At 45.8% G+C, this 26677-nt stretch carries 22 protein-coding genes; 13 read left to right on the forward strand and 9 right to left on the reverse strand.

Translation table 11 applies throughout. The features are described from left to right. Nucleotides 1-5: 5 nt before the first annotated feature. Together secA and ACZ5NB_RS06570 are read left to right on the forward strand one after the other, a co-directional pair. Complete coding sequence (gene secA, locus ACZ5NB_RS06565; protein WP_464107887.1) at nt 6-2765, forward strand: preprotein translocase subunit SecA; 2760 nt, start codon at nt 6-8, stop codon at nt 2763-2765. A 12-nt stretch (nt 2766-2777) separates the two neighbouring features. Further along, on the forward strand, nt 2778-3740 hold the full coding sequence (locus ACZ5NB_RS06570; RefSeq protein WP_460232231.1) for a Nudix family hydrolase: 963 nt from the start codon (nt 2778-2780) through the stop codon (nt 3738-3740). A 23-nt stretch (nt 3741-3763) separates the two neighbouring features. Here the strand turns inward: ACZ5NB_RS06570 and yacG are convergent, their stop codons facing one another. The 5 genes from yacG to pilB are packed head-to-tail and all read right to left on the reverse strand — an operon-like array spanning nt 3764 to nt 8460. Continuing rightward, nucleotides 3764-3964, reverse strand: a complete 201-nt coding sequence (gene yacG / locus ACZ5NB_RS06575; protein ID WP_460232232.1) for a DNA gyrase inhibitor YacG — start codon at nt 3962-3964, stop codon at nt 3764-3766. Nucleotides 3965-4007: 43 nt separating this feature from the next. Further along, entirely contained in the window at nt 4008-4613 is a 606-nt protein-coding gene (gene coaE, locus ACZ5NB_RS06580) for a dephospho-CoA kinase (protein WP_460232233.1), read from the reverse strand. 18 nt (nt 4614-4631) lie between these two features. Then, nucleotides 4632-5498 carry a prepilin peptidase gene (locus ACZ5NB_RS06585; RefSeq protein ID WP_460232234.1) on the reverse strand — a complete coding sequence of 289 codons (867 nt, stop codon included), beginning with the start codon at nt 5496-5498 and terminating at the stop codon, nt 4632-4634. A gap of 6 nt (nt 5499-5504) precedes the next feature. Beyond that, nucleotides 5505-6725, reverse strand: a complete 1221-nt coding sequence (locus ACZ5NB_RS06590) for a type II secretion system F family protein (RefSeq protein WP_460232235.1) — start codon at nt 6723-6725, stop codon at nt 5505-5507. A gap of 4 nt (nt 6726-6729) precedes the next feature. After that, entirely contained in the window at nt 6730-8460 is a 1731-nt protein-coding gene (gene pilB, locus ACZ5NB_RS06595) for a type IV-A pilus assembly ATPase PilB (RefSeq protein WP_460232236.1), read from the reverse strand. A gap of 345 nt (nt 8461-8805) precedes the next feature. Here pilB and ACZ5NB_RS06600 point away from each other — a divergent pair, with 345 nt between their 5' ends. From ACZ5NB_RS06600 to ACZ5NB_RS06620, 5 genes are all read left to right on the forward strand, one after another. Continuing rightward, nucleotides 8806-9234: a pilin gene (locus tag ACZ5NB_RS06600; protein ID WP_460232237.1), complete on the forward strand. Its 429-nt coding sequence runs from the start codon at nt 8806-8808 to the stop codon at nt 9232-9234. A gap of 169 nt (nt 9235-9403) precedes the next feature. Beyond that, a complete protein-coding gene (locus ACZ5NB_RS06605; RefSeq protein ID WP_460232238.1) occupies nt 9404-11338 on the forward strand; it encodes a tetratricopeptide repeat protein in 1935 nt (644 codons plus the stop codon). 66 nt (nt 11339-11404) lie between these two features. Further along, nucleotides 11405-12283, forward strand: coding sequence for a glycosyltransferase family 2 protein (locus ACZ5NB_RS06610; protein WP_460232240.1), 879 nt, complete (start codon nt 11405-11407; stop codon nt 12281-12283). A 13-nt stretch (nt 12284-12296) separates the two neighbouring features. Next, nucleotides 12297-13529, forward strand: a complete 1233-nt coding sequence (locus tag ACZ5NB_RS06615) for a glycosyltransferase (protein WP_460232241.1) — start codon at nt 12297-12299, stop codon at nt 13527-13529. A 21-nt stretch (nt 13530-13550) separates the two neighbouring features. Beyond that, nucleotides 13551-14492: a glycosyltransferase family 2 protein gene (locus ACZ5NB_RS06620; RefSeq protein ID WP_460232242.1), complete on the forward strand. Its 942-nt coding sequence runs from the start codon at nt 13551-13553 to the stop codon at nt 14490-14492. 141 nt (nt 14493-14633) lie between these two features. On the opposite strand, the gene ACZ5NB_RS06625 is transcribed toward ACZ5NB_RS06620, so the two are convergent. The 3 genes from ACZ5NB_RS06625 to ACZ5NB_RS06635 form a co-directional block, all read right to left on the reverse strand. Further along, nucleotides 14634-15527 (reverse strand): glycosyltransferase, encoded by an 894-nt coding sequence (locus ACZ5NB_RS06625; protein ID WP_460232243.1) that lies wholly within the window; start codon nt 15525-15527, stop codon nt 14634-14636. Between the two features lie 107 nt (nt 15528-15634). Further along, nucleotides 15635-16498: a carboxylating nicotinate-nucleotide diphosphorylase gene (gene nadC, locus ACZ5NB_RS06630; RefSeq protein WP_460232244.1), complete on the reverse strand. Its 864-nt coding sequence runs from the start codon at nt 16496-16498 to the stop codon at nt 15635-15637. Nucleotides 16499-16589: 91 nt separating this feature from the next. Further along, entirely contained in the window at nt 16590-17111 is a 522-nt protein-coding gene (locus tag ACZ5NB_RS06635; RefSeq protein ID WP_460232246.1) for a retropepsin-like aspartic protease family protein, read from the reverse strand. Between the two features lie 321 nt (nt 17112-17432). Between ACZ5NB_RS06635 and ACZ5NB_RS06640 the strand changes: the two genes are divergently transcribed. The 3 genes from ACZ5NB_RS06640 to ampE all read left to right on the forward strand — a co-directional run bounded on the left by ACZ5NB_RS06640 (nt 17433) and on the right by ampE (nt 21438). Beyond that, complete coding sequence (locus ACZ5NB_RS06640; protein ID WP_460232247.1) at nt 17433-19826, forward strand: DUF1631 domain-containing protein; 2394 nt, start codon at nt 17433-17435, stop codon at nt 19824-19826. 107 nt (nt 19827-19933) lie between these two features. Then, nucleotides 19934-20515, forward strand: coding sequence for a 1,6-anhydro-N-acetylmuramyl-L-alanine amidase AmpD (ampD, locus tag ACZ5NB_RS06645; protein WP_460232248.1), 582 nt, complete (start codon nt 19934-19936; stop codon nt 20513-20515). Nucleotides 20516-20583: 68 nt separating this feature from the next. After that, nucleotides 20584-21438: a regulatory signaling modulator protein AmpE gene (gene ampE, locus ACZ5NB_RS06650; RefSeq protein ID WP_460232249.1), complete on the forward strand. Its 855-nt coding sequence runs from the start codon at nt 20584-20586 to the stop codon at nt 21436-21438. 12 nt (nt 21439-21450) lie between these two features. Here ampE and ACZ5NB_RS06655 read toward each other — a convergent pair whose 3' ends face one another. Next, the gene (locus ACZ5NB_RS06655; protein ID WP_460232250.1) at nt 21451-22671 is read right to left on the reverse strand and encodes a transposase; all 1221 of its coding nucleotides are present in this window, start codon (nt 22669-22671) and stop codon (nt 21451-21453) included. 136 nt (nt 22672-22807) lie between these two features. Here ACZ5NB_RS06655 and ACZ5NB_RS06660 point away from each other — a divergent pair, with 136 nt between their 5' ends. The 3 genes from ACZ5NB_RS06660 (at nt 22808) to ACZ5NB_RS06670 (ending at nt 26642) form a co-directional block, all read left to right on the forward strand. After that, the gene (locus tag ACZ5NB_RS06660; protein WP_460232251.1) at nt 22808-23290 is read left to right on the forward strand and encodes a YajQ family cyclic di-GMP-binding protein; all 483 of its coding nucleotides are present in this window, start codon (nt 22808-22810) and stop codon (nt 23288-23290) included. A gap of 121 nt (nt 23291-23411) precedes the next feature. Then, complete coding sequence (locus tag ACZ5NB_RS06665) at nt 23412-24092, forward strand: ABC transporter ATP-binding protein (protein ID WP_460232252.1); 681 nt, start codon at nt 23412-23414, stop codon at nt 24090-24092. Then, on the forward strand, nt 24093-26642 hold the full coding sequence (locus tag ACZ5NB_RS06670; protein WP_460232253.1) for an ABC transporter permease: 2550 nt from the start codon (nt 24093-24095) through the stop codon (nt 26640-26642). It abuts the gene before it with no gap. The last annotated feature ends 35 nt before the right edge of the window (nt 26643-26677 follow it).

Raw genomic sequence — 26677 nt, forward strand, 5'->3', positions numbered from 1 at the left:
AGACAATGATAGGCAAAGCATTCCGATCGGTATTCGGAACAAAAAATGATCGCGAATTAAAGCGTATGGGGAAGCTGGTTTCTAAGATCAACACGCTGGAAGAGGGGTTGGTAGCGCTTACCGATGATCAAATAAAAGCCAAAACGGATGAATTTAAAACTCGTTTAGCTCAAGAAACGCTCGATGACCTCCTGCCTGAAGCTTTTGCTGTGGTGCGAGAAGCGAGCAAACGGACCTTAGGCTTGCGCCATTTTGATGTGCAAATGATTGGCGGTATCGCGTTACACGAAGGCCGCATATCGGAAATGCGCACAGGGGAAGGTAAAACCTTGGTTGCCACCCTACCTACTTATCTCAACGCACTGTCTGGGAAGGGTGTTCACCTTATTACAGTTAATGACTATCTAGCAGGCCGCGATGCTAATTGGATGAGGCCGGTGTATGAGTTTCTAGGTATGACCGTGGGCGTGGTTCAGTCCATGCAGGGTGCCGAAGAAAAACGTGCAGCCTACCAAGCCGATATCACTTACGGTACCAACAATGAATTTGGTTTTGACTACCTCAGAGACAATATGGCGCTTCGCTTAGAAGACAGAGCGCAACGTGAATTAAATTTTGCGATAGTCGATGAAGTGGATTCAATTCTGATTGATGAAGCCAGAACACCTCTCATTATTTCTGGTGCTGCCCAAGATAGCTCTCAGTTGTACAAGCGCATAAATGCGTTAATTCCCAAGCTGACGCGCCAAGAGATGGCGGAAGAGGGCGTTGAAGTGGCGCCAGGGCATTATGTTATTGATGAAAAGTCGCGACAGGTAGAGTTAACTGAAGATGGTCATCAGTTTGTTGAAGACTTGTTGATAAAAGATGGCTTGCTTGATGAAAATGACAGTCTATACGCGGCATCGAATCTTGGGCTTTTGCATCATGTTCATTCTGGCCTGAAAGCTTACGCGTTGTTTCAACGCAATGTGGATTACATTGTACAAAACAATCAAGTTGTGCTGATTGATGAACATACGGGCCGCTCATTACCGGGTCGTCGTTTGTCGGAGGGTCTGCATCAGGCGATTGAGGCAAAAGAAGGTGTCGCCATTCAGAGCGAAAGCCAAACCCTTGCATCGACGACCTTCCAAAATTACTTCCGTTTATATGACAAGCTTGCTGGGATGACCGGCACGGCTGATACCGAAGCGTTTGAGTTCAGGGAAATTTATGGTTTGGATGTCGTTGTGATTCCAACCAACAACCCTATTCAACGAAAAGATCTCAATGACCTCGTATATTTATCGATTGAAGAAAAGTATGCGGCAGTCATTGAAGATATCAAAGAGTGTCAACAAAAGAACGTGCCTGTGCTGGTTGGCGTTGGCTCGATTGAAACGTCGGAAGAAGTATCTCAACGTCTAAAGCAGGCAAATGTCGAGCACCAAGTGCTCAACGCAAAGTTTCACGAAAAAGAAGCAGACATTATTTCGCAAGCTGGCCGACCAGGTAAAGTGACTATCGCAACCAACATGGCCGGTCGAGGCACTGACATCGTGCTCGGAGGAAGCTGGGAAGCTGAGATTGCAAACTTGGAAAATCCCAGTGAACAACAAATTGCCGACATCAAATCAGAATGGAAGAAGCGTCACGACCAAGTCATAGAGAGCGGTGGTCTTCACATTATCTGTACCGAGCGCAATGAGAGTCGTCGAATTGACAACCAATTCCGAGGTCGCGCAGGCCGTCAAGGTGATCCAGGTGTGTCGCGTTTTTATCTTTCGATGGAAGATAACCTTATGCGCATTTTTGCGTCAGACCGGATGCGCGGCATTATGCAAGCGATTGGTTTAGAAAAAGGTGAAGCTATCGAGCATCGCATGGTAACCAATGCCATCGAAAAGGCGCAACGCAAAGTTGAAGGTCGCAACTTCGATATGCGAAAGCAGTTGCTGGAATACGATGATGTCGCCAATGACCAACGGCAAGTGGTTTACCAACAACGCCAAGACTTACTTGAGTCTGGCGATATTCTTGATGCGATTACGGGTATTCGTGCCGAAGTAGTTAACGATACGGTTAGTGGTTTTATTCCGCCTCAAAGTATTGAAGAACAGTGGAATGTGGCTGGCTTAGAGCAGCATTTAACTGCGGAATATGGTGTTAAGCTGCCTATTCAAGAGTGGTTAGAAAAAGATTCTTCACTTCATGAAGAATCACTTCGTGAAAAAATTCTCGCTGAAATTCAAGCGGCTTATGATGAAAAATGTGAGCGTTTTGGTCCAGTTATTCGTGAAATTGAAAAGCAAATTATGCTGCAAGTTCTCGATAACCATTGGAAAGAACATTTGGCGAGCATGGATCATTTGCGACAAGGTATTGGTCTACGCGCATATGCCCAGAAGAACCCAAAGCAGGAATACAAGCGTGAAGCTTTCGAAATGTTTCAAGGAATGCTTTCAGCTATCCAGCATGAAGTGATTCGTATTTTGGCGCGTATCGAGCCGATGACACAAGAGCAGGTTGACGAAATGGAACGCCGTCAGCGCGAAGCCTTAGAACAACAAAAAATGAAGCTGCAGCACGAAGAGGCGTCGGCTTTGGCTGAACCTCAGCAAGCACCTCAGCCTCAGCAGACTCCTGGTGCTAGACCTCAAGGATCACATGACGAGCCTCAAGCACAACCTTTTGTGCGAGAAGGCAAAAAAGTCGGTCGAAATGACCCTTGTCCTTGCGGCTCTGGTAAAAAGTTCAAGCAATGTCATGGCAAATTAGCATAAGGCTACTTGGCAATGACTCAGTGGGTTCATGTTGCTGTCGGTGTGGTACGAAACGCTGAAGGCAATATTCTTCTCGCAAAAAGATCCGACCAAGCACATCAAGGCGGTTTGTGGGAGTTTCCCGGCGGTAAGGTTGAAGCCGGAGAAGCAGTTTCCGAGGCTCTCATTCGAGAGCTTCAGGAAGAGATTGGTATTACTCCCACTGAGTATTCACCTCTAATCGAAATTCGTCACCATTATCCTGACAAGTCAGTACTGCTTGATGTGTGGGATGTTACATCGTTCGAAGGTACCGCTCATGGAAAGGAAGGGCAGCCGATAGGGTGGGTTAAGAAGGATAATCTAGACATCACGGGTGATGCTGATTACCCGCTACCTGCAGCGAATGCACACATAGTTTGCGCAATTAAATTGCCAACCCTCGTCGCCATCACCGGGGAATTTGGTGATGTAGATGAGTTCTCGTCTCGCATCGAAAATGCGGCGCGATCTGGCGTGGGGATGATTTATTTTCGAGCTGCGACCCAGGCAGCTGTAGATGAATATTATATCGACGCCGCTATTCAGGCTTGCAGAGCATTCAACATCCGCCTGCAAGTCCCGTTTTACATTTTTAAGCAGCTAACGGATGATCAATTGTCATCCGTCAGCGGCGTTCACCTGTCCAGCAAAGAACTTAGGTCGTTCAAGAAGTCTAATGCGTTAGCCCATTATCTTATCGGGGCATCATGCCACAATACTGAGGAGATAAATCTGGCGTCAGAAGCAGGTGTGGACTACATACTGTTGTCTCCAGTCAAACCTACGCAGACACACCAAAATGCGGCACCTCTCGGATGGAACCTTTTCGAAGAATTGGTGAAAAATACCAACACGCCGGTTTACGCCCTTGGCGGTCTAGACGCGAGCGATGTCAAGCTAGCGATACGGTGTGGCGCTAGAGGTGTGGCGGGTATACGTGGCTTTTGGAGGTGAAACAAACGGTTATGCGGGTTTGATTAGTTTAGTCGATCTAAATCTTCCGAAAAAATTTCATCTTCGACATTATCGCCTGCTATGCGATGTTCCTCTTTCGCCCATCCGCCAAAATCAATTAGTTGGCAGCGTTTCGAGCAGAAGGGGCGGTGAGGGAAATCGTCACTCCACTCTACTGATGTTCCACATTGTGGGCAATCTAACTTTGTTGGATGTTTGCTCATAGTCACAAAGGGGGGTTGTGTTTTCGGGCGCTGAGAGTTTCACCTATGTTCGAGATGTACTGGCCAGCTCTATAAATTTATCGTGTAACTGGTCAACCTGTTGGTGTAGCGCCTCTAAAGAAGCATCATTGGTAATCACGTCGCTTGCCGACGCTAGTCGTTTTTCTCGACTGGTTTGTGCAGCCATAATGGCCTTTACTTGCGCTTCGTCATTGCTATCTCGCAGCGTGACGCGCTCGACCTGTATTTTTTCGGGAACATCAACAACAATGATACGATTAGTAAGGCGGCTTTGCCCTGTCTCCACAAGTAGTGGCGAAACCAGCATCGCGTAGGGGCCTGTTGCCGCTTTCAATTGCTTTTTGATTTCCTGGTATATGAGAGGGTGTAGTAACTTCTCTAGCCAACCTCGCTCTCCTGCATCGCTAAAGATTACTTTCCGCAAGGCACCCCGGTTCAGGCTACCATCGTCATTGAGAATTTCTTCTCCAAAGTGATCGCGAATACTGTTGAGTGCGAGCGAACCTGGTTCGACCACGATACGAGCGGCAACGTCCGCGTCGACAATAGTTACGCCTTTGGTCGCGAAATAATCGGAAACGGCTGTTTTCCCGCTTCCGATCCCGCCGGTAAGCCCTACAACAAACATGTTAAATATATGACCGCGCTATAGTTGGCTAATTTGCAGGTAATAACGAGTGATTTCTTGGCCCCAGAATAATGTAATCAGGCCTGCAATGGCAAGATAGGGACCAAAAGGGATCGGAATATTCTTATCGCGGCCTTGTATGATAATCGCAGTGATTCCTATTGCGGCGCCGACGAAAGAGGAGAGAATGATTATTAATGGTAATACCTGCCAGCCAAGCCACGCACCAAAAGCGGCAAGAAGCTTGAAATCCCCGTAGCCCATGCCTTCTTTCTTGGTTATTAATTTAAATAGCCAGAAAACACTCCATAAACTTAAATAACCAGCCGCCGCCCCGATCACGGCATCGTGGAGAGGGACAAATAATTCAAAGCAGTTAGCGATTAAGCCTAACCATAAAAGTGGAAGCGTGATGTTGTCGGGCAAAAGCTGAGTATCGATGTCTATCATCGTTAAGGTAATTAATGACCAGATAAGCACTAGCACCAATAGCATTGCAAGCGTGGCACCAAAGTGCCAGGCCGCAAAGCCAGATAGCATACCGGTCGCAAGTTCTACCAGCGGGTAGCGAACAGAAATTCCGGTAGCGCATCCTGAGCATTTTCCCCTGAGGAATAGATAGCTCAGCATAGGAATATTTTCCCAGGCGCGGATCTTGTGATTGCACTTTGGGCAATGGGAAGAAGGAAATATTAGGTTGTATGGCGACGGCTTGTCTTTTTGGACAATCTCTAACAGGTCGCAGCAGTCTTCCTTCCACCCGTTCTCCATCATCTTGGGAAGTCGAAGAATAACGACGTTCAAAAAACTACCGACAATGGAGCCTAATATAAAGCAGATAAAAATAAGGCTCTCGGGTGAGAGCCTTTGGAGTTCTGTGAGCATTGAGTGTTATACCACTTGGCCGATTTGGAAAATGGGTAGGTACATGGCGACCATTAGGCCACCAACTAAAATACCAAGCACCGCCATGATTAGTGGTTCTAAGAGTGACGTGAGGTTGTCGACCATATTGTCAACTGCTTCTTCGTAAAACAGGGCAACTTTTTCCAGCATGTCATCAAGAGCACCGGATTCTTCACCGATGGCGGTCATTTGGACTAATAGCGCCGGGAACTTGCCGGTTGATTTTAAGGACGTATTTAGCTGAATACCGGTTGAAACCTCTTCTCGAATTTTAAAAATAAGTTTTTGATATATAGAGTTGCCTGCTGCACCGGCAACAGATTCCAAAGCGTCAATGAGCGGCACACCCGCAGCAAATGTTGTAGATAGTGTTCTGCCAAACCTAGCCATAATGGATAGGTATAATATTTCCCCAACGATAGGGATTTTTAGGGAAAATCGATCTATCGCTGTCGCGAAACTGGGCGAACGGAGCTTCGCTTCTTTAAAAGCAAAGAAACTTATGATTCCCGCTGCGAGTATTATAAACCACCAATCCTGGACGATGTCTGATAGCGTTAGCACGAGAAGAGTGAATGCAGGTAAGTCAGCACCAAAGCTACTAAATGTTTGTGCGAACTGAGGTACGACTTTTACAAGTAGAACACCTGTAACAATTACAGCCACAACAACGACGGCAATTGGGTAAGTCATTGCTTTCTTAATTTTAGCTTTTAATTGCTCGGTTTTTTCCTTATAGGTTGCAATACGGTCGAGCATCGTCTCAAGAGCACCAGATTGCTCACCGGATTCAACGAGGCTGCAAAATAGGTCGTCAAAGTATTTCGGATGTTTTCTTAGAGACGGCGCAAAACCTCCACCAGCGGATACATCTTCTCGAATCGATAAAACCAGATCACGGAGTGAGGGGTTTTCCAAGCCGTCGGCAACAATCTCAAAACTCTGCACCAAGGGAACACCAGCTTTCATCATAGTGGCCATTTGACGCGTGAACATTGCAATATCAACAGGCTTGATGGCTTTTTTACCACCACCAAATAAAGGCTTGGGCTTTTTACGAACACCGCTGGTACGGATGCCTTGTTTCATCAGTTGAGCACGGACCAACGCACTGCTTTGGCCTTTGATTTCGCCCTCAACTTTGTTTCCTTTCTTGTCGACGCCTTTATAAACAAAAACGTCTGATTTTACTGTAGCCGTCGCCATGGAATTAATCCTTCGTTACGCGATTTGCTTCTTCTAAACTCGTTAGCCCTTGCGCCGCTTTGCGTAGAGCAGAGACTCGCAGGTTTCTAAACCCTTCTTCTTGAGCCTGCTTAGCTATCTGCAGTGAATTGCCACCTTCCATTATAAGGCTAGCAATCTTTGAAGTTATGCGAACCACTTCATATACACCTACCCGTCCCTTATATCCGTTATTACACTGGGAGCAGCCCACCGGGTGAAACAATTGCATTTCATCTCGTGGAATCCCGATATCGTCGAACCCCTCCTCGGAAAGGATTTCGTCGGGAACGTCGTCGGCGGGCTTTTTACAGCTATTACACAACCGGCGCGCCAGACGTTGGGCAATAATAAGGCTGACAGAGGTTGCCACGTTAAACGCTGGTACACCCATGTTTAACAGACGAGTGAGCGTCTCAGGGGCGCTATTGGTATGTAAAGTAGATAAGACCAAGTGACCCGTTTGTGCAGCTTTGATTGCAATTTCAGCAGTTTCGAGGTCCCGGATCTCACCAACCATTACGATATCAGGATCCTGCCGGAGGAACGATCTCAATGCTTCCGCGAATGTCAGGCCCACTTTGGTATTCATCTGAACCTGATTAATACCCTCAAGGTTAATTTCCACAGGGTCTTCCGCGGTAGAGATGTTTCGCTCTGGGGTGTTGAGGATATTCAGGCCTGTATAAAGTGAGACTGTCTTACCACTACCTGTCGGGCCTGTAACAAGGATCATACCTTGTGGCTGAGCCAGCGCATCCATGTATAGTTTTTTCTGGTCGTCTTCATAGCCCAGCGCGTCAATGCCTAGTTTTGCAGAACTCGGGTCGAGGATACGCAGTACAATCTTTTCACCAAATAAGGTAGGTAATGTATTTACACGAAAGTCGATAGCTCGGGTTTTGGATATTTTCATCTTGATCCGGCCGTCTTGCGGGACACGGCGTTCAGATATATCCATTTGAGACATGACTTTGAGGCGCGCGGCTAGCCGTGTTGCCAAATTGATAGGAGGCCTCGATACTTCTTGCAATATGCCATCAGCGCGATACCTCACCCTGTAACTTTTCTCGTATGGTTCAAAGTGAATGTCCGATGCGCCCATCTTGATGGCGTCCAGAAGTACTTTATTGATGAACTTAACAATAGGAGCCTCATCAGCCTCTGACCCCTGGCCATCATCTTTATCTGAGTCTTCGTCAACGGCTTGAATGTCTAAGTCTTCAAGTGCATCGTCATCTAGATCGCCAAGAGCGTCACCAATCGTCTCTTCTTTCTTGTTGAAGTACGCTTCAATGGCGGCTTGGAGCTTATCTGCCTCAATGAGTACCGGCTCAATACTTTTTCCCGTATTGAATTTTATTTCATCAAGCCCGTGGAGGTTAGTTGGGTCCGCAACACCAAGGAAGAGCCGGTTGCCTCTTTTAAACAAGGGTAACGCATGATGTTTCCTAATCAGCTTGTCGTCTACTAAGTTTGCGGGTATCGCATCAGTGTTGAGAGTATCAATATCAAGAACAGGCGACCCAAACTCATCAGCTGCTGCCGAGGTTATTAGGATGGCGCTTACGTCAGTTGACTGGACTAGCTGAATGGCAAAAGGAACTTTGCTTTTAGTCGATTGCTTCAGAATATCTTGCGCGGTCGACTCATCGATCACCCCGTCATTAACGAGGCGTCTCGCTAGGCCGCTTATTACAATGTTTGGCGCATTCATATAGATGGGGACCGATTAATTTAGGGAAGCTTTACTACAGTATAGAGTAGTACTTTAGGATATTCCTCTAACGCTATGATATATAAGAGGTTTAGTCAATAGTTATCGATGTTTGCCTACACCAATTTGGTGGTGGTTTGCACTGCAACTCACTCGATGGTTACCAGGATCAGCCCTTATTGACAATATTTGTCACAGTATAGCGTTGATTTTTTACTTCAATACCTCGGGAAAGCCTTTGTCTAAGGGTTTTTAAAAGTTGGCCTGCCTTTTGCTGACAACATATTAGTTCTCACGCGAGGCGATCGAGTGAGCAGGTTTTTAACGCTATCGGAGTAGATAAAGATGAAACAAGTACAAAAAGGTTTTACATTGATTGAATTGATGATCGTTATCGCGATTATCGGTATTTTGGCTGCGGTTGCACTACCAGCTTACCAAGATTATGTGTCTCGTTCACAAGTGTCTGAAGCGATGAGCTTGGCTAGCGGTCTTAAAGTGCAAGTTGCTGATGTGTATGCCGATGACGGTGATTTTGATGAAGCGGATAGTGGTAGTGAAGGTATTCCTGCAGCAGCTGAGGTCACCGGTAAATATGTTGCAACAGTTGGTGTGGTAGATGGCGTAATCACTGCGACTATGGGTGGTGAGGCTTCTGCTTCGGTAGATACATTTACTCTGGTATTATCTCCGACTACAACTGGCGGCTCGTTGGAGTGGACGTGTGATACTGGTACTTTAGAAGATAAGTACCTGCCTTCAGCTTGTCGTTAATATCGATTATAGTTAGCTTTAGCTAGCTAGAAAAAACCCGCGTCAAGCGGGTTTTTTTTTGTCTATTGAATATTGTTTTGTGTTAAAGATAGCTCGCAGTATATGCGTAGTTCGAAACACAATGGTTTGTGTCGGAATTGTCGTATTGGGAGGCAAAAGGGAGAGCAGTTTGTGTATTTTAAATAGCCGGTACAGTGTTCTGGTCGTATGGTTTGGCGTTCTGCTGTTAGCTACATTTGTATATTGGCCGGGTTTGCAAGGGCCGTTTCTCTTTGATGACTACGGTAGTTTATCACGCTTGGGTGATTTAGGTGGCATCCGAAACTGGGAAAGCTTCAAAGCGTTTGTTTTTGGGGGGGGCGCGGGGCCAACAGGGCGACCGATATCACTCTTATCATTTTTAATTGACGGCTCTTCTTGGCCGACGGAAGCTTGGCCATTCAAACGCACAAATTTACTTATTCACCTGGCAAATGGCAGTTTGGTGGCGGTAATATCTGTTCAGTTGTTAAGAGTTCTAAGTTTACCTACTAATTTGCCAGTGCGCGCATACTGGCTAGCTATAGTTGCGGCAGCGTTGTGGTTGTTGCACCCGTTTTTAGTCTCGACGACGTTATATATTGTGCAACGAATGGCACAGCTCTCGGCCCTATTCTGTTTTTTGGGCGTTGCAGGCTATCTCTGGGGAAGGCAGCTGGCGCTTGAGTCTCGGGTTCGCGGATATTTGTTGATGAGCTTCAGTGTCGGCGCGAATACCTTGCTGGCTGTGTTATCTAAGGAAAACGGCGCAGTCCTTCCCTTAATGCTTTGGTTAATTGAAATTACTCTGATATCTAGTAAGCGCTCTGTCTTTGGATCATTAAATAAACTATGGTATTTGGTATTTTTAATGCTTCCAAGTTTACTAGTGGTAGGGTATTTAGTGAAAATTGGTTTTGGAGGGGCATTCTTTGTCGAAAATAGTGCGCGAGGTTTCAGTCCCTATGAGCGCCTGTTAACTCAAACTCGCATATTGTTCGAATATTTATACCACTGGTTCGTACCGAAGCTATATACCTCTGGTTTATACCAAGATAATTATCCAAAGTCTATATCGTTACTTTCCCCTTGGACGACCACGGTTGCAGTTTTAGCTCATATTATAGTAATAGCGACTATGACCCTTAAAAGAAAAGAGTGGCCGTTGTTTGCCTTCTCAGTTTTGTTCTTTTACGTGTCGCATTTAATTGAGTCAAGTGTGGTGCTATTAGAATTGTACTTTGAGCATAGAAATTATCTGGCGACCGCTTTTCTATTTTTACCTTTATGTTATTTAGCTTTTAACCACTTTTCGCGGGTCTGGGCTGCAATTTCTAGTGTGTTTGGCGTAGTTATATTGGCCAGCTTCTGTTACTTTTCTGCTGTTGTATGGTCCAATTACCCTTCATTGGCATTGTCATGGGCACAAAAAGCGCCTATGTCTTCGCGAGCCCAACAGCAAGCGGCGCAGGTTTTATTTGATTTAGGGCAGCATGAAAAAGCGATGGCAACGCTTGAGAGGGCAATTGACCGTATTCCTAACGATATGACTCTTAGGATGTGGAAAATAATATATAGCTGTCGTTATACGCAAATGAATTCGCTTGATTTGCTCGCGTTGCAAAAGCTCTCTAAAAATAGCATTTATGATCTGAGGGCATTTAACCTCTATCAGTTGTTTGTCGATGAGGCGGCTCAAGGAAAGTGCAACGGTTTGAGTCTGGATGAAGTAAAGGTCGTATTGCATGGTTTGATGGCTCTTCCTGCTAATGCCAATCCAAAGTCAGGTAGGTTTTCTCAGCTGCAATATTTAAATGGTCGTTTAGCTGTGTACCAGGCCGAACCTGATTTCGCTTTAAAGTATTTCAAAAGCTCTCTAAGGGCAAGGTCAGGGCCGGGCAAGGCGATGAATATGGCCGCCTTTCTGGCATCAAAGCAATACTATTTAGAGGCAATGATCCTTTCTGATATAGCAATGAGCTATGTAGAAGATGGCAATGTTGGATCTACTAACAGAGATAGGGACACACTTGGAAAAGATATTGCCGTATTTCAGGAAATACTTAGGACTCAGATGCAAGAATGAGACAGATACAGAAAGATGTTATATTTGCCGCGAAAGTATTGTTGAATGGATTAAGGTAACCAAATAGTGAAGATTCATCCTAAAAATATATCCGTGGTTATTCCAGCCAAAAACGAAGAACATTCTATCGCAAGTGTTGTGGCTGAGGTTGTAAATGTACTTGCTGAAGCTCAGGTTATCGTTGTGGACGATGGATCAGATGACTTAACTGCCAAATTTGCAGCACAAGCAGGTGCCGAGGTTATTTCTCACCCTTATTCGTTGGGCAACGGGGCTGCAATAAAAACTGGCGCTAGAAAGGCATTGGGGGAAGTGCTGGTATTTATGGATGCTGACGGACAGCACAGACCTGAAGATATTCCGCGACTGCTAGGCACGTACGAAGAAGGCTATAGTTTGGTCGTAGGTGCGCGCTCTACGAAACATCAAGCAAGTTTTGGGCGGTTAGTAGCAAACACAATATATAACAAGCTGTCGAGCTGGATTACTGGCCACGCTATATTAGATTTAACCTCTGGTTTTCGGGTCGTAAACGCTGTGAAATTTCGGGAGTTTATCAATTTGCTGCCGAATGGGTTTTCCTATCCAACGACATCTACCATGGCATTTTTTCGAGCTGGTTATTCGGTTGCGTATTGCCCTATAGAGGTGTTAAGCAGGTCGGGTAAAAGTCATATCAATGTCTGGAGGGATGGTGCGAGATTCCTGCTAATTATTTTTAAGGTGGGGACACTTTTTTCTCCTTTAAAACTGTTCTTCCCGATAAGCATGGCATTTTTTTGTACAGGCCTATTTTATTATATCTATACATTGGTCACCGAGGGGCGATTTACCAATATGAGTGCGTTGTTGTTTTCAACATCCGTGCTTGTTTTTTTAATTGGCCTGGTTTCAGAGCAAATTACTTCTCTCCTTTACGTAAAAAGTAGTCAAGATAAAAAATAGTTAAGAGATTTTGATGGAGAGCGAGGTGGTTAGTGTATTGGTAATGACATCAACATATCCATTGTCAGATAACGACACATTACCACCTTTCGTTAAAAACTTGACTGAAGAGCTTTCTTTAGCTGGTGATATGTTGTTAACGGTATTGACTCCAAGCGCACCTGGCGCCGCAGCTGAGCAGTACATTGAGGGTGTAAGAGTTCTGAGGTACAGGTATTGTTTTTCCAAGTGGGAAACTCTAGCTTATGGTGGAGGTATCCTTGCTAACTTGAAAGCAAATAAGCTTAAGTACCTTCTTGTGCCACTTTTTATTATGGGGCAAATCCTTGCCACTGTTCGACTACTTCACAAAGAAAAATTCGACTTGATCCACGCCCATTGGATTTTGCCACAAGGGGCAGTGGCTGCGCTTTCTAAGAAAATTTTGGCTAAAAATATTCCCTTCCTCGTGACGTCTCACGGAGCAGATTTGTTTTCGTTAAACGGATTTTTGGGGCGTTTATTAAAGCGTTGGACACTCGAAAATGCCGATATGGTTACGGTCGTTAGCAAAAACATGAAAAATGTGTGTGCGAACGAGTTCGCTGTTCCTGATGGGAAGGTTCAAATTTTTCCTATGGGCGTAGATTTGTCCAGTATGTTTACTGCTAGTCACGCGGCGCTACGAGACGAATTTGGTGTTGTATTTGTTGGTCGCCTTGTCGAAAAGAAAGGTGTTGAATACCTTATAGAATCTTTCGAAACTGTTTTGCAGTCAGAAGCTCGAGCTAAGCTTACCATTGTCGGTGACGGTCCCTTGGCAAGTGTATTAAAAATGCAAGTTCATGATCTTGGTTTGAGTAAGCATGTTGTTTTTGTTGGGGCTGTGAGAAACTCTGAGATTCCTGAAATACTACGTAGTCAGAGTATAGCGGTGGTCCCTTCTGTTGTTGGCCAGGATGGAGATCAAGAGGGGTTGGGGTTAACTTCAGTAGAGGCAATGGGCTGCGGCTGCGCAGTAGTTGCCTCGGACCTTCCGGCTATTAGAGATGTTGTCGAGAATGGGAAAACCGGAATTCTGGTGCCGGAAAAAAATTCTGAAAAATTGGCTGACGCCATTTTAATGCTGATTTGTAATCAACAGTTAAGAGATGGCTTGGCTTATGCAGGCAGGGCATCGGTGTTTTCAAAGTTTGACTGGAAGGTTGTAGTTGAAAATTATCGATGCCTATTGAATCGACTAGCTAGTGAGAGTAAAGAGTCGTAAAAAAGTGCTAGGTTGCCCCGTATGAAGATAAGCAAGTCACCCCGTGTAAATTTGAGTGTAATTCTTCCCGTTTACAACGGTATGCCGGTGGTGAAAAATACTATTGATAATTTATTATCCCAAAGAACATCAGATGTTTTTTCTTATGAATTGATTGTTGTCGATGATGGTTCGACGGATAATTTGCTTAATTATCTAGAAGAGAGAAAAAGTTTTCGTATTAAAATTGTAGAGCTAGATAGAAATTCGGGTCGAGCGTTGGCTTGTAATGCAGGAATTAGAGCGGCAAATGGGGAGGTCGTAGGTTTTATTGATGCTGATTGTGCCTTTGTAAATGATGATGCGCTTTTAAAGCATTACGAGTCTGTTCGAAATAATAAAGAAGGCAGTTATGGTGGTTTGCGGGCCGAGTCTCGGAATAAGTTTTGGAAGACGTATCAAGAAAACGTTTTTTCAAAATGGAAAGAGGAGTTGGGTAAAGGATCGATAGAAGCTATTTCTTCTACTAATCTTTTTGTGCCTGTCGAATGGTTTAAACTGGAAGTGTTTTCGCCTCTTTATAAAGGTTATGGGTTTGAAGATCGTGATTTGTTAATACGCATGAAGTCTCATGGCAAAAAAATTTCTTTTTGCGACGGCGCGCTAGTTATTCACTACTCTCCAACTTATATTGCGGAGTTGGTTCAGAAAATGTATGAAATGGGTTGCTTTTCAGGTGAGGTTTTTTCACAGCTGCACTACTCAGAGTATGTGAGCTCAAATTATGCCAAAGTTGATCCTAGGGTGAATAAGGGGCTGTTGGTTAAAATTTTGTATGCTTTGTATCCTTTTTTGGCTGGAAAAACTAATTTTATTGACATGCTTCTTTCAAACAAAAGTTGCTTTCCATATGTTTTAAAAAATGCAGTTGTTAAATTGGTGCTCGCGTCAGCTTACGCTGCGGGAGTCAATCGACGATTGTAGGTTGATTTATTTTTTGAGTTTATAGGGCTTATTTGTGTGGTAATGCTATAAGGGTTGTCGCTTGATGCTGGGCGGGCTGGCGTTTCAGGCTGTGTTCGCTTTCGTGTATGGGTGGTGTTATTTGCTGTATCTAATGCTAAGTTAATTTTTTATTTTTGGAGCTTTTATTGCAAACTTTACAGCAGTAGTATAAAGCCAATTAAAGTTTGTTCGAAGGTACAAAAGCAACATCCTAGTTGTGTTTTTTGTTTGAAAGCCGACTATCAGGCTTTTATAGAGCGATAATTTTACTCTTCTGTTTGTAAGATCGTTGATAGATTGTGATAAAAGTTCTTCCTTTGAAAGCTTGATTTTATGCTTGGCTATAAATTGTTGGTAGCCAATTTTCGCCTTTGGGGAAGAGGAGATCCTTTCGCCTGAGGTTCTAATCCTCATAGAGCTATTTCCTATTTTGAATGCCGGGCCATATCTTTCTATAAGTCTGAACCACAGATCGTAGTCTTGCCATGCTTGCAGAGTTTCGTCGAATCCTCCTACTGCTTGGATTCGTTGGGTTTCAATAAAAATTTGGTTGCCAACGAGGTTGCGTCTTTTTATTTCGTTAAAGCTAATTGTTTTATTGGATGGGTGCGTGTTTATTACCTCTCCGGTCTCAGGTTGCCACTCGCTAGCGGTACTACATAAAAAGCTCCATTTTGAGTTGTATATGCTCAGAAAGTCACGCACTCGAAACTCCTCAAAAATGTCGTCGTCATCTAGGCCTGTAACAAATTTACCTTTAGCCATTTTTATTGCAACGTTTCTACAGGCTGGAGCGCCCAGTGATTGTTTCATATTTACATGATGAATATTATCGAAGGAATTGCTGTAATGTTGCAGTAATTCCGGAGTGGAGTCGGTTGACCCATCATTTACAACAATGATTTCGATATTTTTTTCAGATTGAGTTAGGCAAGAGTTGATAGCGTTGGCAAGGCACTTGTGTCTGTTTTTAGTGGGGATGTAAATAGTAACCAGAGGGTATCCTTCCTTCATTAAGTGAGCCTTGTAATGGTGTAATGTTGTCCGTCTTTATGAGAAAGTTGGGACCCGCTAAACGGGTCTCTATGTTTTTAGCTCCCTATTACAAAAAAAGTCGTGCGCTAAATAATTATTCTAAGAGATAAATCTATTGCAATGATGTTTTTTGTTAAAGAACCACTTGATATAAGGTCGACGCATGCGTTCCGGCGCTGGTCGAGGCTAGTTTGGTCAATGTTTCCAGATGCTTCGTAGAGCTGCTTGATTGGTTTGCAATCTCCAGCCTGTTTAAGTTGCTCGTTGGAAAAATTATCTAACATCACAATATCGGGGTTATGGTCAATGGCTTCCTCGAGTTCAGTAATTGATTCAACTTCGACCTCAATTTTTTTTCCTGGAGCTTGTTTCCTGGCCTGGGCAATTGCTTCTGCAATCCCCCCACAAGCCGCAATATGGTTTTCTTTAATCAGAAACGCATCATATAACCCCATGCGATGGTTAAAGCACCCGCCGCAGGCTACGGCATATTTTTGAGCGGTGCGGAGCCCAGGAATCGTTTTTCGGGTGTCGAGAATTTTTACTGGGCTGTCTTTGACCAGTTCAGCGTAGGAACGGCTGGTGGAGGCGGTACCTGAGAGTAATTGTAGAAAGTTTAGCGCTGTGCGTTCGCCGGTTAGGAGAACTCTTGCATTGCCTTCTAGGCTGCACAATGTGCTGTTAGCGTCGACGTGGTCGCCGTCTTTTACATTCCAGGTGATCGTGACATTTGGGTCAAGTTGCTTGAAGACTTCCTCTACCCAGGGGCAGCCGCAAACGACGCAATCTTCGCGAGTGATGATGGTTGCTGAGGCCGTTTTGTCCGCCGGAATAAGTTGAGCGGTGATGTCGCCATCGCCTATATCTTCTTCTAGTGCGATGGCTACAGCGCGTTCGATATCGCGTTTCAGGGTGGGGTAGTCGTCTAGGCTGGGTACTGAATTTATCATGAATTACTGCTTTGAGCTGTTTAATGTAATTGGTGGGATGATAGCAGATTTGAATCTGTTAGACCTCTCCATCATCACCTGCGTTATTTGACTATTGGGGGTATTGGCGAAGGATTAATTGGCCGTCTCGCTGGATCATTTCAACTTGCCTTAGTGCACTCATGCCCATCAATACTTCGTCGCCTTCGATTCCTGGGCTAATACTTGCCCTAAGGTCGTGAAACGTAAGCGAGCCGAGTGTTAATTCTTCGATGGTTGTGAAGTAAATTTCTGCTGTGCCATTGGCTGTGTTTGCATAGCCCTTGCCAATGGCTTGAAGGCCTAGTCTGTCGGCAAGGTGCCCTGGCACGGCTACATCTGTTGCCCCCGTATCAAGCAACAAGGTCACGGGCTCTTTGTTAATCGCTCCAGGGGCGATGTAATGGTGCTGCTGGTTTGCTTTTAGAATCACTTCATTGACTCCACCAGCGGAAGTTCCCGTTAGTTGCGCGTTGGGATTACGTTGATTTTCTTCCCAGTTGGCGAAAAACATCGTGAGGGCGGCGAGGACCAGTACCCACCCTAAGATGAGCATACCTTTGCCAATACCTTGGCCGGGAGCAGGGTCGTTCATGTCTAATGCAGCCTTTGTAATGAGATAAAGTAGTAGAAACTGAGTCTTTACAATTTTTTTAGAATAAAAAAAGAATAAGCAAGCCCTTTTGATATTCCTTCTTGTGACAGACTTCGCGATTCAGGCAATTGCCGGAAGCGTTAAGATGGCGTCTCTATATACTAGAGTTGTTAGCCTTTCACAACGGAGCGTGGGGTTTTGCTTCCTATCTATCGGTTTTGAGCAATACTTAAAGTTAGCTCAATTTAGGCCGATCTATCGTACACCAGTGACGGTAATCTTAGCGATTGGGGATCTTTCGGTTGTTGGAGACAGAGCAACATGACTATGAGCTCAAAAGTGTCGACGGTGGTGCCTTTTAAGGCGAAAAACAGTATGAACCCGACTGAAAAAGCGAAGTTGGCGCGGTTGCCGGCGCCCGTACATCAGGTACAAGAAAAAGGTAAACAGCTATTTCTTAAGGCCTTGCGTGCGTTGTTCGACAATGCGGATGATGCGCTGTTCAGTTTGGCAGACAAGGCAACCAACAATAACGATCAAAATATGTATTTTGAGTCGATGCGTGAAGTCAGAATTCAGCGTCGTACTGTTGAAAGTAAATTCATGGAGGATATGGAAGAGTCCTTCGCCGATTTGGTTCGTGAAGATAGAGCAAACACCCAGGAAACCTCTTCCGATAACCTATCGCTTGTGCAGGATGATGAGTTGGAAGCAATGGTTGCCGTCGATAAGATGGCTGCAAAAGCCAACGAATTATGCGGTGAGAGCCTGCAGTTGCTCTCGTTGAGATTAGATAGTCTCGTTCCCATCAAGGTGTATCAAAAGAACAACCCCGTCGGCCCCTCTGTGGTCAGCACGCTATTTGTTGATCGAGTCAATGGTTTGGCCATCGACTTCAAGGTCAAGCTGGTCTTGTTTAAATTGTTCGATCACTATGTGGTTAAGCAAATGCCACATATATACGAACAGCTCAACAACGTTCTAATTGATGCCAATGTGTTGCCTTCGTTGCAACCTCAGGCATTGCGGCAGACTCCCTCTCGTCCCTCGACAAGTCATACCTCCGCGCCACAGACGCAGAATGCCCCGGCTGGGCAAAGCGTTGCGCCAAATGCAGCCCCCTCAACGGGTAGTGCACTCGGTAATCATAGCGGCGCTAGCGCAACGCACTCAGGCCAGCAGGGCGTCACTAGCGGCGCTCCGTCTGCACCCTCAGACCCTAATGCGATGCTTCTGCAGGCGCTGTCACAAGTACAAACTCAGCAAAGTGACCAATGGATACAACATCCCGCAGGGACTGTCGCGGCGGTCCAGGCTGAAATAAATAATGTTCTTGGTTATTTGTTGAAGAACGCACAGGATGTGGGTGACAAACAAAATGACGTCATCAACCTAGTGAAAATGTTGTTCGAGTTTATTCTCGATGATAGAAACCTGGCTGAGCCAATGAAGGCGCTGATTGGTCGTTTGCAGATCCCGATATTGAAAGTCGCGATCATGGATTCCAGTTTTTTCAGCACACCAGGTCACCCGGCTAGACGGTTATTGAATGAAATCGCTACGGCGTCTGTAGGCTGGCAGGAAGATCCGTCAGCAGAAGCCGGAGATGAGCCTAAAGATCCTCTGTACCGCAAAATTTCGGACATAGTACATAACTTGTTAAGTGGATTTGAAACGGATCAATCCATGTTTGGTGATGCGCTGGCTGATTTCGTGTCGTTCATTGACAAAGAAAAACGCCGAGCGGCATTACTTGAAAAACGCATGGTTGATGCCGAGGATGGAAAAGCAAAAGCAGAGGCGGCCCGTGCTCAGGTAGCGAAAGCGCTCGCCAAAGTCATTGGTGACAACCAACTACCAGACGCTGCCAATGCTTTACTCGCAGAAGCTTGGAATAACGTCATGTTCCTTATTTGCCTAAAAGAGGGCGGTAAGAGTGCTGCCTGGGGTGAGGCAATCCGGACTGCCGAAGACATTGTTTGGAGTGTAACTACGCCAGTTGATGCAGCATCAAGAAAAGCGTTGCTGACAATGATTCCAAACCTCATCAAGCGCTTGAGAAAGGGCTTGGAGTCAATTTCTTTCAACCCATTTGAACTTACAAAGTTGCTAAGCCAGCTTGAAAAACTTCACTTGGACAGGCTCAAAGCGCCAGCGTCGGCTAATGCGCCTAGCTCAGTTCCCACAGCGAACGGTGGTAGTAAAAGAGTCGTTTCTGAAACACCCGATAGGTCTTCAATCCGTGCGGAGAGTAATCAGCGCCCGGCGTTGAAAGCGGTTCAGCCTGCCAATACACCCGCATCGCCTTCGTCACCGAGTCAAGAGGCCGCAAAGCCTGTACAGGAGGCTCCAAAGGCGGAAACTCAAGCAGAGGCGTCTACAGGCAAATCCTCTACAAGCGCGTCGGCGGCCAATATTCAGCAGGAATACCTGTCACTTGTACAACGTTTGACCCACGGCACGTGGTTCGAAATGGTTGATGAGCAAGATCGTAAATATCGATGCCGGTTGGCTGCAATTATCAAGGCTACAGGAAAATATATCTTCGTGAATCGCAGCGGCATGAAAGTCGCCGAAGAAACGGCGGAGTCCTTAGCGCTGGCATTACAGGGCGGTAGCCTCACCTTATTGGATGACACCATGCTGTTTGATCGTGCATTAGAAGCGGTTATCGGCAGTAAACGAGCGAAAGGCGTTACCAAAAGCGCGGAGTAGCCTCTTCGCTTGACTATTACCACTCTATCATCTTGCGCGGCGCTCACCTGTGCAATGAACTTGGCCTGTGCAATAATCTCGGCACCTGAAATTATTGCACTGTCATTATGTCCACCCGCGATTCAATTAGTCAGAATCTTTCCTACCAGATACGCCACGGTTGGCTCGAGCCTGCGGTTCATGTCACTTCCCCAAACTATGATTCGCGTCCAGTATCCTGCGAGGTGGATCTACTAGTGATACACAATATAAGCTTACCGCCAGGTCAGTTTGGCGGTGGAGAAATAGAGCAGCTTTTTTGTAACACCTTAGCGTGTGAAGACCATCCTTATTTCGAGCGGCTGCGGGGGTTGCGAGTGTCGTCGCATTTACTCATTGAGCGAACTGGTCGTGTGATTCAATTTGTTAGTTTTAATGATCGCGCATGGCATGCAGGCAAATCCCTTTTTGATGGGCGTGAAGCGTGTAACGATTTTGCTATTGGTATTGAGCTGGAGGGGGCCGACGATATACCTTATACGCCTGAACAGTATCGTCAGCTGAGCGCCATTACACAAACGTTGATGCAGGTCTATCCGGGCATAGATAAGCGGTCTATTGTTGGCCATTGCGATATTGCCCCTGGGAGAAAAACGGATCCTGGACCAGCCTTTGAATGGGCGCGGTTCTTGGGTGAGTTAAGTGGTTAATTACTTTAATTTAGGAATGCCACACTTACAGGTGCAGCTTTAATTCAACTGAACAGGCTTATTAAACAATGATGTTTTTGACAGTTTTAATCGTCTATCTATTTGTTCAGCTATCGGGCTCTGGCCGTCCTCTTCACCATGACAGCTGGTTTTCAGTGTGGGCGGTGAGAGTATCATCGCAGGGCTGGTTGAAAAGGCCGGGTGCCTCATTGTCCGCGACTCTGTTAGTACCCGTAATTGTGGTTATAGTGATTTACGGCACAGTGACCAGCCTCTGGTCTTGGCTTGGGCTACTAGTGACGGTACCTGTGCTGATTTACTGTCTTGGACGTGGAGAATATACCCAGTGTGTCGATGAGTATTTAAATGGGCTTCTTCAAGAAGACTGGTCGCAGTCGCTAGAGAGCTATTATGCATTAGTGGCGGATGGTGAACGGGCAGAAATAAAAGAGGGTGACTGGAGTGCGCTCCACGACGCGATGATGAACGTCGTAGCTTACCGAGGGTTTGAAAGGCTATTTGCTGTGCTATTTTGGTTTATCCTGCTTGGCCCGGCAGGCGCTTTAGTTTATCGGCTAACTCATCTATATATCGTCGACTGCGAAAGCTCAGAGGATGTGGATATCGCTAAAAAATGGCTTTGGATTATAGAGTGGCCGGCAGCGCGGGTACTTGGCTTATCGCTGGCTCTAACGGGTAATTTTACGGGTTGTTTTGCCGCGTGGCGTGAGTGTTTATTTTGCGCAAAACGCACAACGCCCAGTGTACTTGATCACTATATGCGTGGTGCTCTTGGGATTGAAAGCGATGCAGAGCAATCTATTGCGATGACGCACAGAGAGTTACGTTCTGTTTTAGCGCTTTACTACCGAACATGGGTTTTTTGGATGTGTCTGCTGGCAGTTATTACCTTGGTAATTTAATTAAGCAGCGCACTAGGGTGAAGCTATTGTGTTTTGAGGCGTGTTTTCCGGGTGTAATTCATTAAGGCCTTGCGGTTGAGTCGCAGTCTCTTCCGAAGCTTGGTAAGGCACCGAAAAAATGGGATCGTCAATGCTGCCGCTCTCTTTACCACTTATCTGATCACCGGGGGCTAGCGCTTGATCGTTTTGAGTGTTACCTCTTGGTGTGATCGACTTTGTGGTTAGGTTATTCGATTGGCCACGCACGTCTGATGGTTGATCCAAGCGCTTATCTTTAGCCTCTGAATCAGTTGGCCTGACGGACATGAAATGTTTTTCAAGCTGCAACCGCAGCCGATGCAGAAACATCCCACGGTGCTGTTCAGTGGCATTAACGCTGCTGGCTAACAGCTCTGGGTCAATTTTTAACATTGTAGCCAGGCTGCGAATGTCGGCTAACCCGAAGCTCGTCGCTAAATGGGCGATCACTCCTTTTACTTCCACTCCGAGGCGGTGATGTCTCCACAGTAGTAAATCGCTCGGTTGTATGTGGTACTCACGGCAAACCAAACGACACAATCCTTCGATAGATAAAGAGTGACCTTGCCGCGAGTTAGGCGTGTTTGGTTGCATGCGCTTGTCTATATAGTGGCGCGAAGACAAAGCATAGTATTCTGGGTGACTGCCGTTGATCCAGTCGAGATTATCAGGTGGTGTTTGCTCGACGTAATCTTGAAAACGCCGATAACGCGATGATTGAGCGCCTGTGCTATAGCGCAAGACTTCGTCTCTGCGCAGCCATTCGGGGCAGTCAGGCATAAGGTAAGTTCTGTGGCTACTCCAAGGATAGGCAGCGGCATGTGCGACGAGCCCAGCGTTGACAGGCGCGTTATGGGTTTGCGCCACAACAGCGAGCAAATAGCGATTAGGCTCGATTAAAGTTGAAACCAGGCTGTCGTCAAATACGCTACCATTTCGGTTGTGACGTGCGTTGTAGAGAGAGGTGTAAGTAGAAATAACCTTGTCGGCGACTTGCTCGCTGAGCAGCTCGTCCACATGAATTACCAAATGGATGCTATCGGTCATTAAGCAGTAGGCCAATGTCGATGTGTTGGTCTCGCTATACAGCTTATCGAGCACGCTCAGCATCAAGTCGCACTCAGACTGTTCAGAGAAAATAGGCTGCAGGCCATTACTCGCCAGGCGCAAGTAATAGTACGCATTTGTTATTTCGATGGGTTCCTTCTCAGTCATGCCTTAAGATTAGTTGAGAATGTGTTAACCGCAAGTGACACACAGGTCTTTTGCCAAGGTCGGGTGCAAATGTTGATTGGCGGAATAGCAGCGATGATATGATAGCGCTATGTAAATCCAAACAAGGAGTGACAAAGTGCCTTCATTTGATGTGGTATCGGAAGTCGATAAACACGACCTAACCAACGCTGTCGATCAAGCTAATCGGGTGGTCAACAATCGATTTGATTTCAAGGGCGTCAACGCCACGTTTGAACGTAACGATTATGTCGTCAATTTACAGGCTGAAGCCGATTTTCAACTAGAACAAATGGTGGACATGTTGAAGTCCACATTACATAAAACAGGCATTGATATTCGCTGCTTGGACATTAACGATCCCTATGCGTCAGGCAAACTGGTGAAACAAACCGTAACCGTTAAAACTGGCCTCGAGTCGCTACTGTGTAAGAAGATCGTTAAGATGATTAAAGACAGTAAGGTGAAGGTGCAGGCTCAGATACAATCAGACCAAGTTCGAGTGACAGGAAAGAAACGCGATGATTTGCAGCAAGTGATTCAATTGTTGAAAGAAGCGGATATTGATATGCCATTGCAGTTTAATAACTTTCGCGATTAATTGAGCTAATTCGTTATCTAACTTCCTAGTTAGTATGCGATAAAGCCGTCAACGAGTGAACTTTTTTATAATAACCAGTCGTATTAATTCATTATACAAAGCCATACAAGTTTAGGTTGCAATGATAGAAGCCAAGCAATTGTCAAAAGTCGTGACCACCAGTGAAGGTGAACTTACTATTCTTCATGACGTTTCACTTTCGATAGCTACAGGAAATAGCGCTGCCATTGTCGGCGCATCGGGTTCAGGAAAATCTACGTTGCTTGGTATTCTCGCAGGCCTAGATACCCCGACAGGTGGTGAGGTAATTCTAAATGGCAACCACCTCAATCAAATGACGGAAGAAGGTCGAGCTGAAGTTCGTGCCAAAAATGTTGGTTTTGTATTTCAGTCTTTCCAGCTTTTACCGGGCTTGTCGGCTCTTGAAAATGTCATGATGCCTTTAGAACTTCATGGCGTGAAAGGTGCAAAAGAAAAAAGCACAGTCTTTCTGGAACGAGTTGGTCTTGCCCACCGCTTGCATCATTACCCCAAGCAATTGTCCGGCGGCGAGCAGCAACGGGTTGCGGTAGCGAGAGCGTTTGCTAGTGAGCCAGCGATTTTGTTTGCCGATGAACCCACGGGAAATCTCGATTCCGCAACGGGCTTAAAAGTGATTGACTTGATTTTTCAATTGAATCAAGAGTTGAACACGACATTGGTATTAGTCACTCATGAAGAACGGCTGGCGCAACGCTGTAGCCAGCATATCGAACTCGCTGCCGGGGGAATTGTGACAACCGCCGAATCGGTGCTACTGTAAATGGTAGCTCTCTCGACTAGACTACTGTGGCGAAACTGGCGCAGCGGAGAGGTAAGAGTCTTGGCCGTTGCCTTGTTGCTCGCCGTTGCCGTGGTAACGGCTATTAGTGTATTCACCAGTCGCGTCGATCTCGCCATAACCAAAGAAAGTGCGACGTTTTTAGGGGCTGATCGCGTAATTTCTAGTTCGCAACCTATCCCCGCTGAATGGATCAACCGGCTCGGTGAAGAGTCGACACTCGATCAAGCTTTCACAACAGAATTTGTTTCCATGGTATTTTCGGATGCGGGAATGAACCTCGCATCGGTTAAAGCGGTGTCGAGTAATTATCCGTTGCTTGGGAAAGTCGAAGTAAGCGATGTGCCATTTGTCGTAGAGCAAAAGGATATTACGGTAGCAAATGGTATCCCGCAGCCCGGTACAGTCTGGGTCGACTCGAGGTTGTTGCCTCTGCTTGAGGCGCAATTGGGCGAGCAAGTTCAAGTAGGAGATGCGACCTTTACCTTATCTAAAATTATTGCGAATGAGCCTGACCGTGGTGGCGGCTTCGCAATGGTCAGCCCGAGACTATTGTTAAACATTAGCGACCTCCCTGCTACAAATGTAATTCAACCTGGAAGCCGTGTGAATTATCGTTGGTTGTTAGCGGGTGACAACGACGATATTGAAGATGCAATGCAATGGTTAGAGCCAGAGCTGTCTGACCACCAACGGATTATTAAGTTAGAAAATTCCCAGGAGCAGCTTGCGAGATCTCTGGATCGGGGAACACGGTTTTTAATGTTGTCCGGTATCGTAGGAGTACTGCTTGCGGGCGTTGCTATCGCTATGGCGTCGCAACAATTTGCCGCTAGGCATGTTGATCAAGTCGCACTAATGAAAAGTTTGGGGGCGAAGACCGCCACAGTCCGTTTTTTGTATTTTAGTCAGTTGTTATTGCTAGGTTTTATCGCATCATTAGTGGGGTTGGCCGTAGGCGAGATTATCCAGCGGGGAATTGCCAGTGCGCTGAGTAGTTTGTTTCCTGTGATATTGGGTGGTGCCTCACTAAGTGCCTATGGGATAGGACTCTTTACTGGGTTAGTGTGCATTTTGTTTTTTGCATTACCACCATTGTGGCACTTGCCAACAATTCCCCCGATTAAAGTATTGCGCAGAGAAATGACTATCGCGCCGTTACGAGCATCCATCAATGCGGGGCTCGGTGCTTTTGCTGTATTGTGTTTGATCCTAATTTATAGCCAAAGTATCTGGTTAACTGCCTCTGTTTTCATCAGTATGATCGGAATAATCCTTGTTGTTGCGCTTTCCGCATATGCTTTGCTGCGACTTTGCAGAAAAATAGGTGCCCAAGCAGGCAGTGTTTGGCGAATTGCACTGTCAGGTATACAGCGTAAAGTGGGGCAAAGTATTGTTCAGATTATGGTTTTTTCTACGGCGATTATGCTTCTGCTGTCATTGATTGTTGTACGAACTTCAATGCTTGAAGAATGGCAGTTACGTTTGCCACCTGATACACCGAATCACATTTTAATCAATGTTGCAGAATATGAACGCGATGGGATCAACCAGCTACTAAAAGATAATGGTTTAGAAGCGCAAAACTTTTCGCCGATGTTGCGTGCGAGAATTGCAGAAATAAATGGTGAGAAGCCGAGTGAAGCGTTGCGGAAAAGCAACGGCGTTTTACGGCGGGAGCTAAATGTCAGTTGGCGAAATACGTTGCCAAGTGATAACGAAATAGTGTCTGGGGCCTGGTTCTCAGACCGCCGCGTAGATGCCTCAACGGATAAAGCAGAGGTTGGTGGGCAGGATAGTAGCGACAGCGATGCGGTTATCGGTGGCGTTTCAGTAGAAGCTGATGTCGCTAAAAGACTGGGTCTTGCGTTAGGTGATATTTTAACATTCAGTATCGGTGGGTTGGAAGCGCTGGTAGAGGTTCAAAGTTTTCGTACCGTCGACAGGGAATCATTTGAGTGGTATCTGTTTCTATTAGAGCCTGGTATTTTTGAGCAATTTCAGCCGACATATCGTGCCGATATCTACTTAGATAAAACTCAGAAACATATCGTTAACAGTATTTTATTGGATAATCCTACGGTAGTAGTGTTCGAGTTCGACAAGCTGATCGAACAAATACGCGTTATTGTCGAGCAGGTAACACAAGGCGTCGAGTTGGTCATGTGGCTGGTGATTGCAGGCGGTTTTACGGTGCTCTTTGCGGCAGTGAATGCGAGTATGGAGTCCCGGATGCAGGAAGCTGGTTTATTGCGCGCTTTAGGTAGTTCTCGGAAGCTGATTCTCGGTAGTGTTTCGATAGAGTTTATGGTGCTGGGTGCGATTGCAGGTGTTGTTGCTGTTGTTGGTTCTGAGATCCTTTTGTTCAGTCTGCGACAATGGGTTTTTGATATCACCGTGCAACCCCATGTGTTTATCTGGGTATTGGGTATTGGTTTAGGTACGCTAACAATTGGTGGGTTGGGTATAATTGCATGCCGACGCGTTGTCACAGTGCCGCCGGCAGTGGTGCTGAGGGAAGTCGCTAGTTAGACTAGCGACTGAAAAGACTTGTGTGATGTTAAAAC

The sequence above is a fragment of the Aurantivibrio plasticivorans genome (assembly GCF_055392955.1).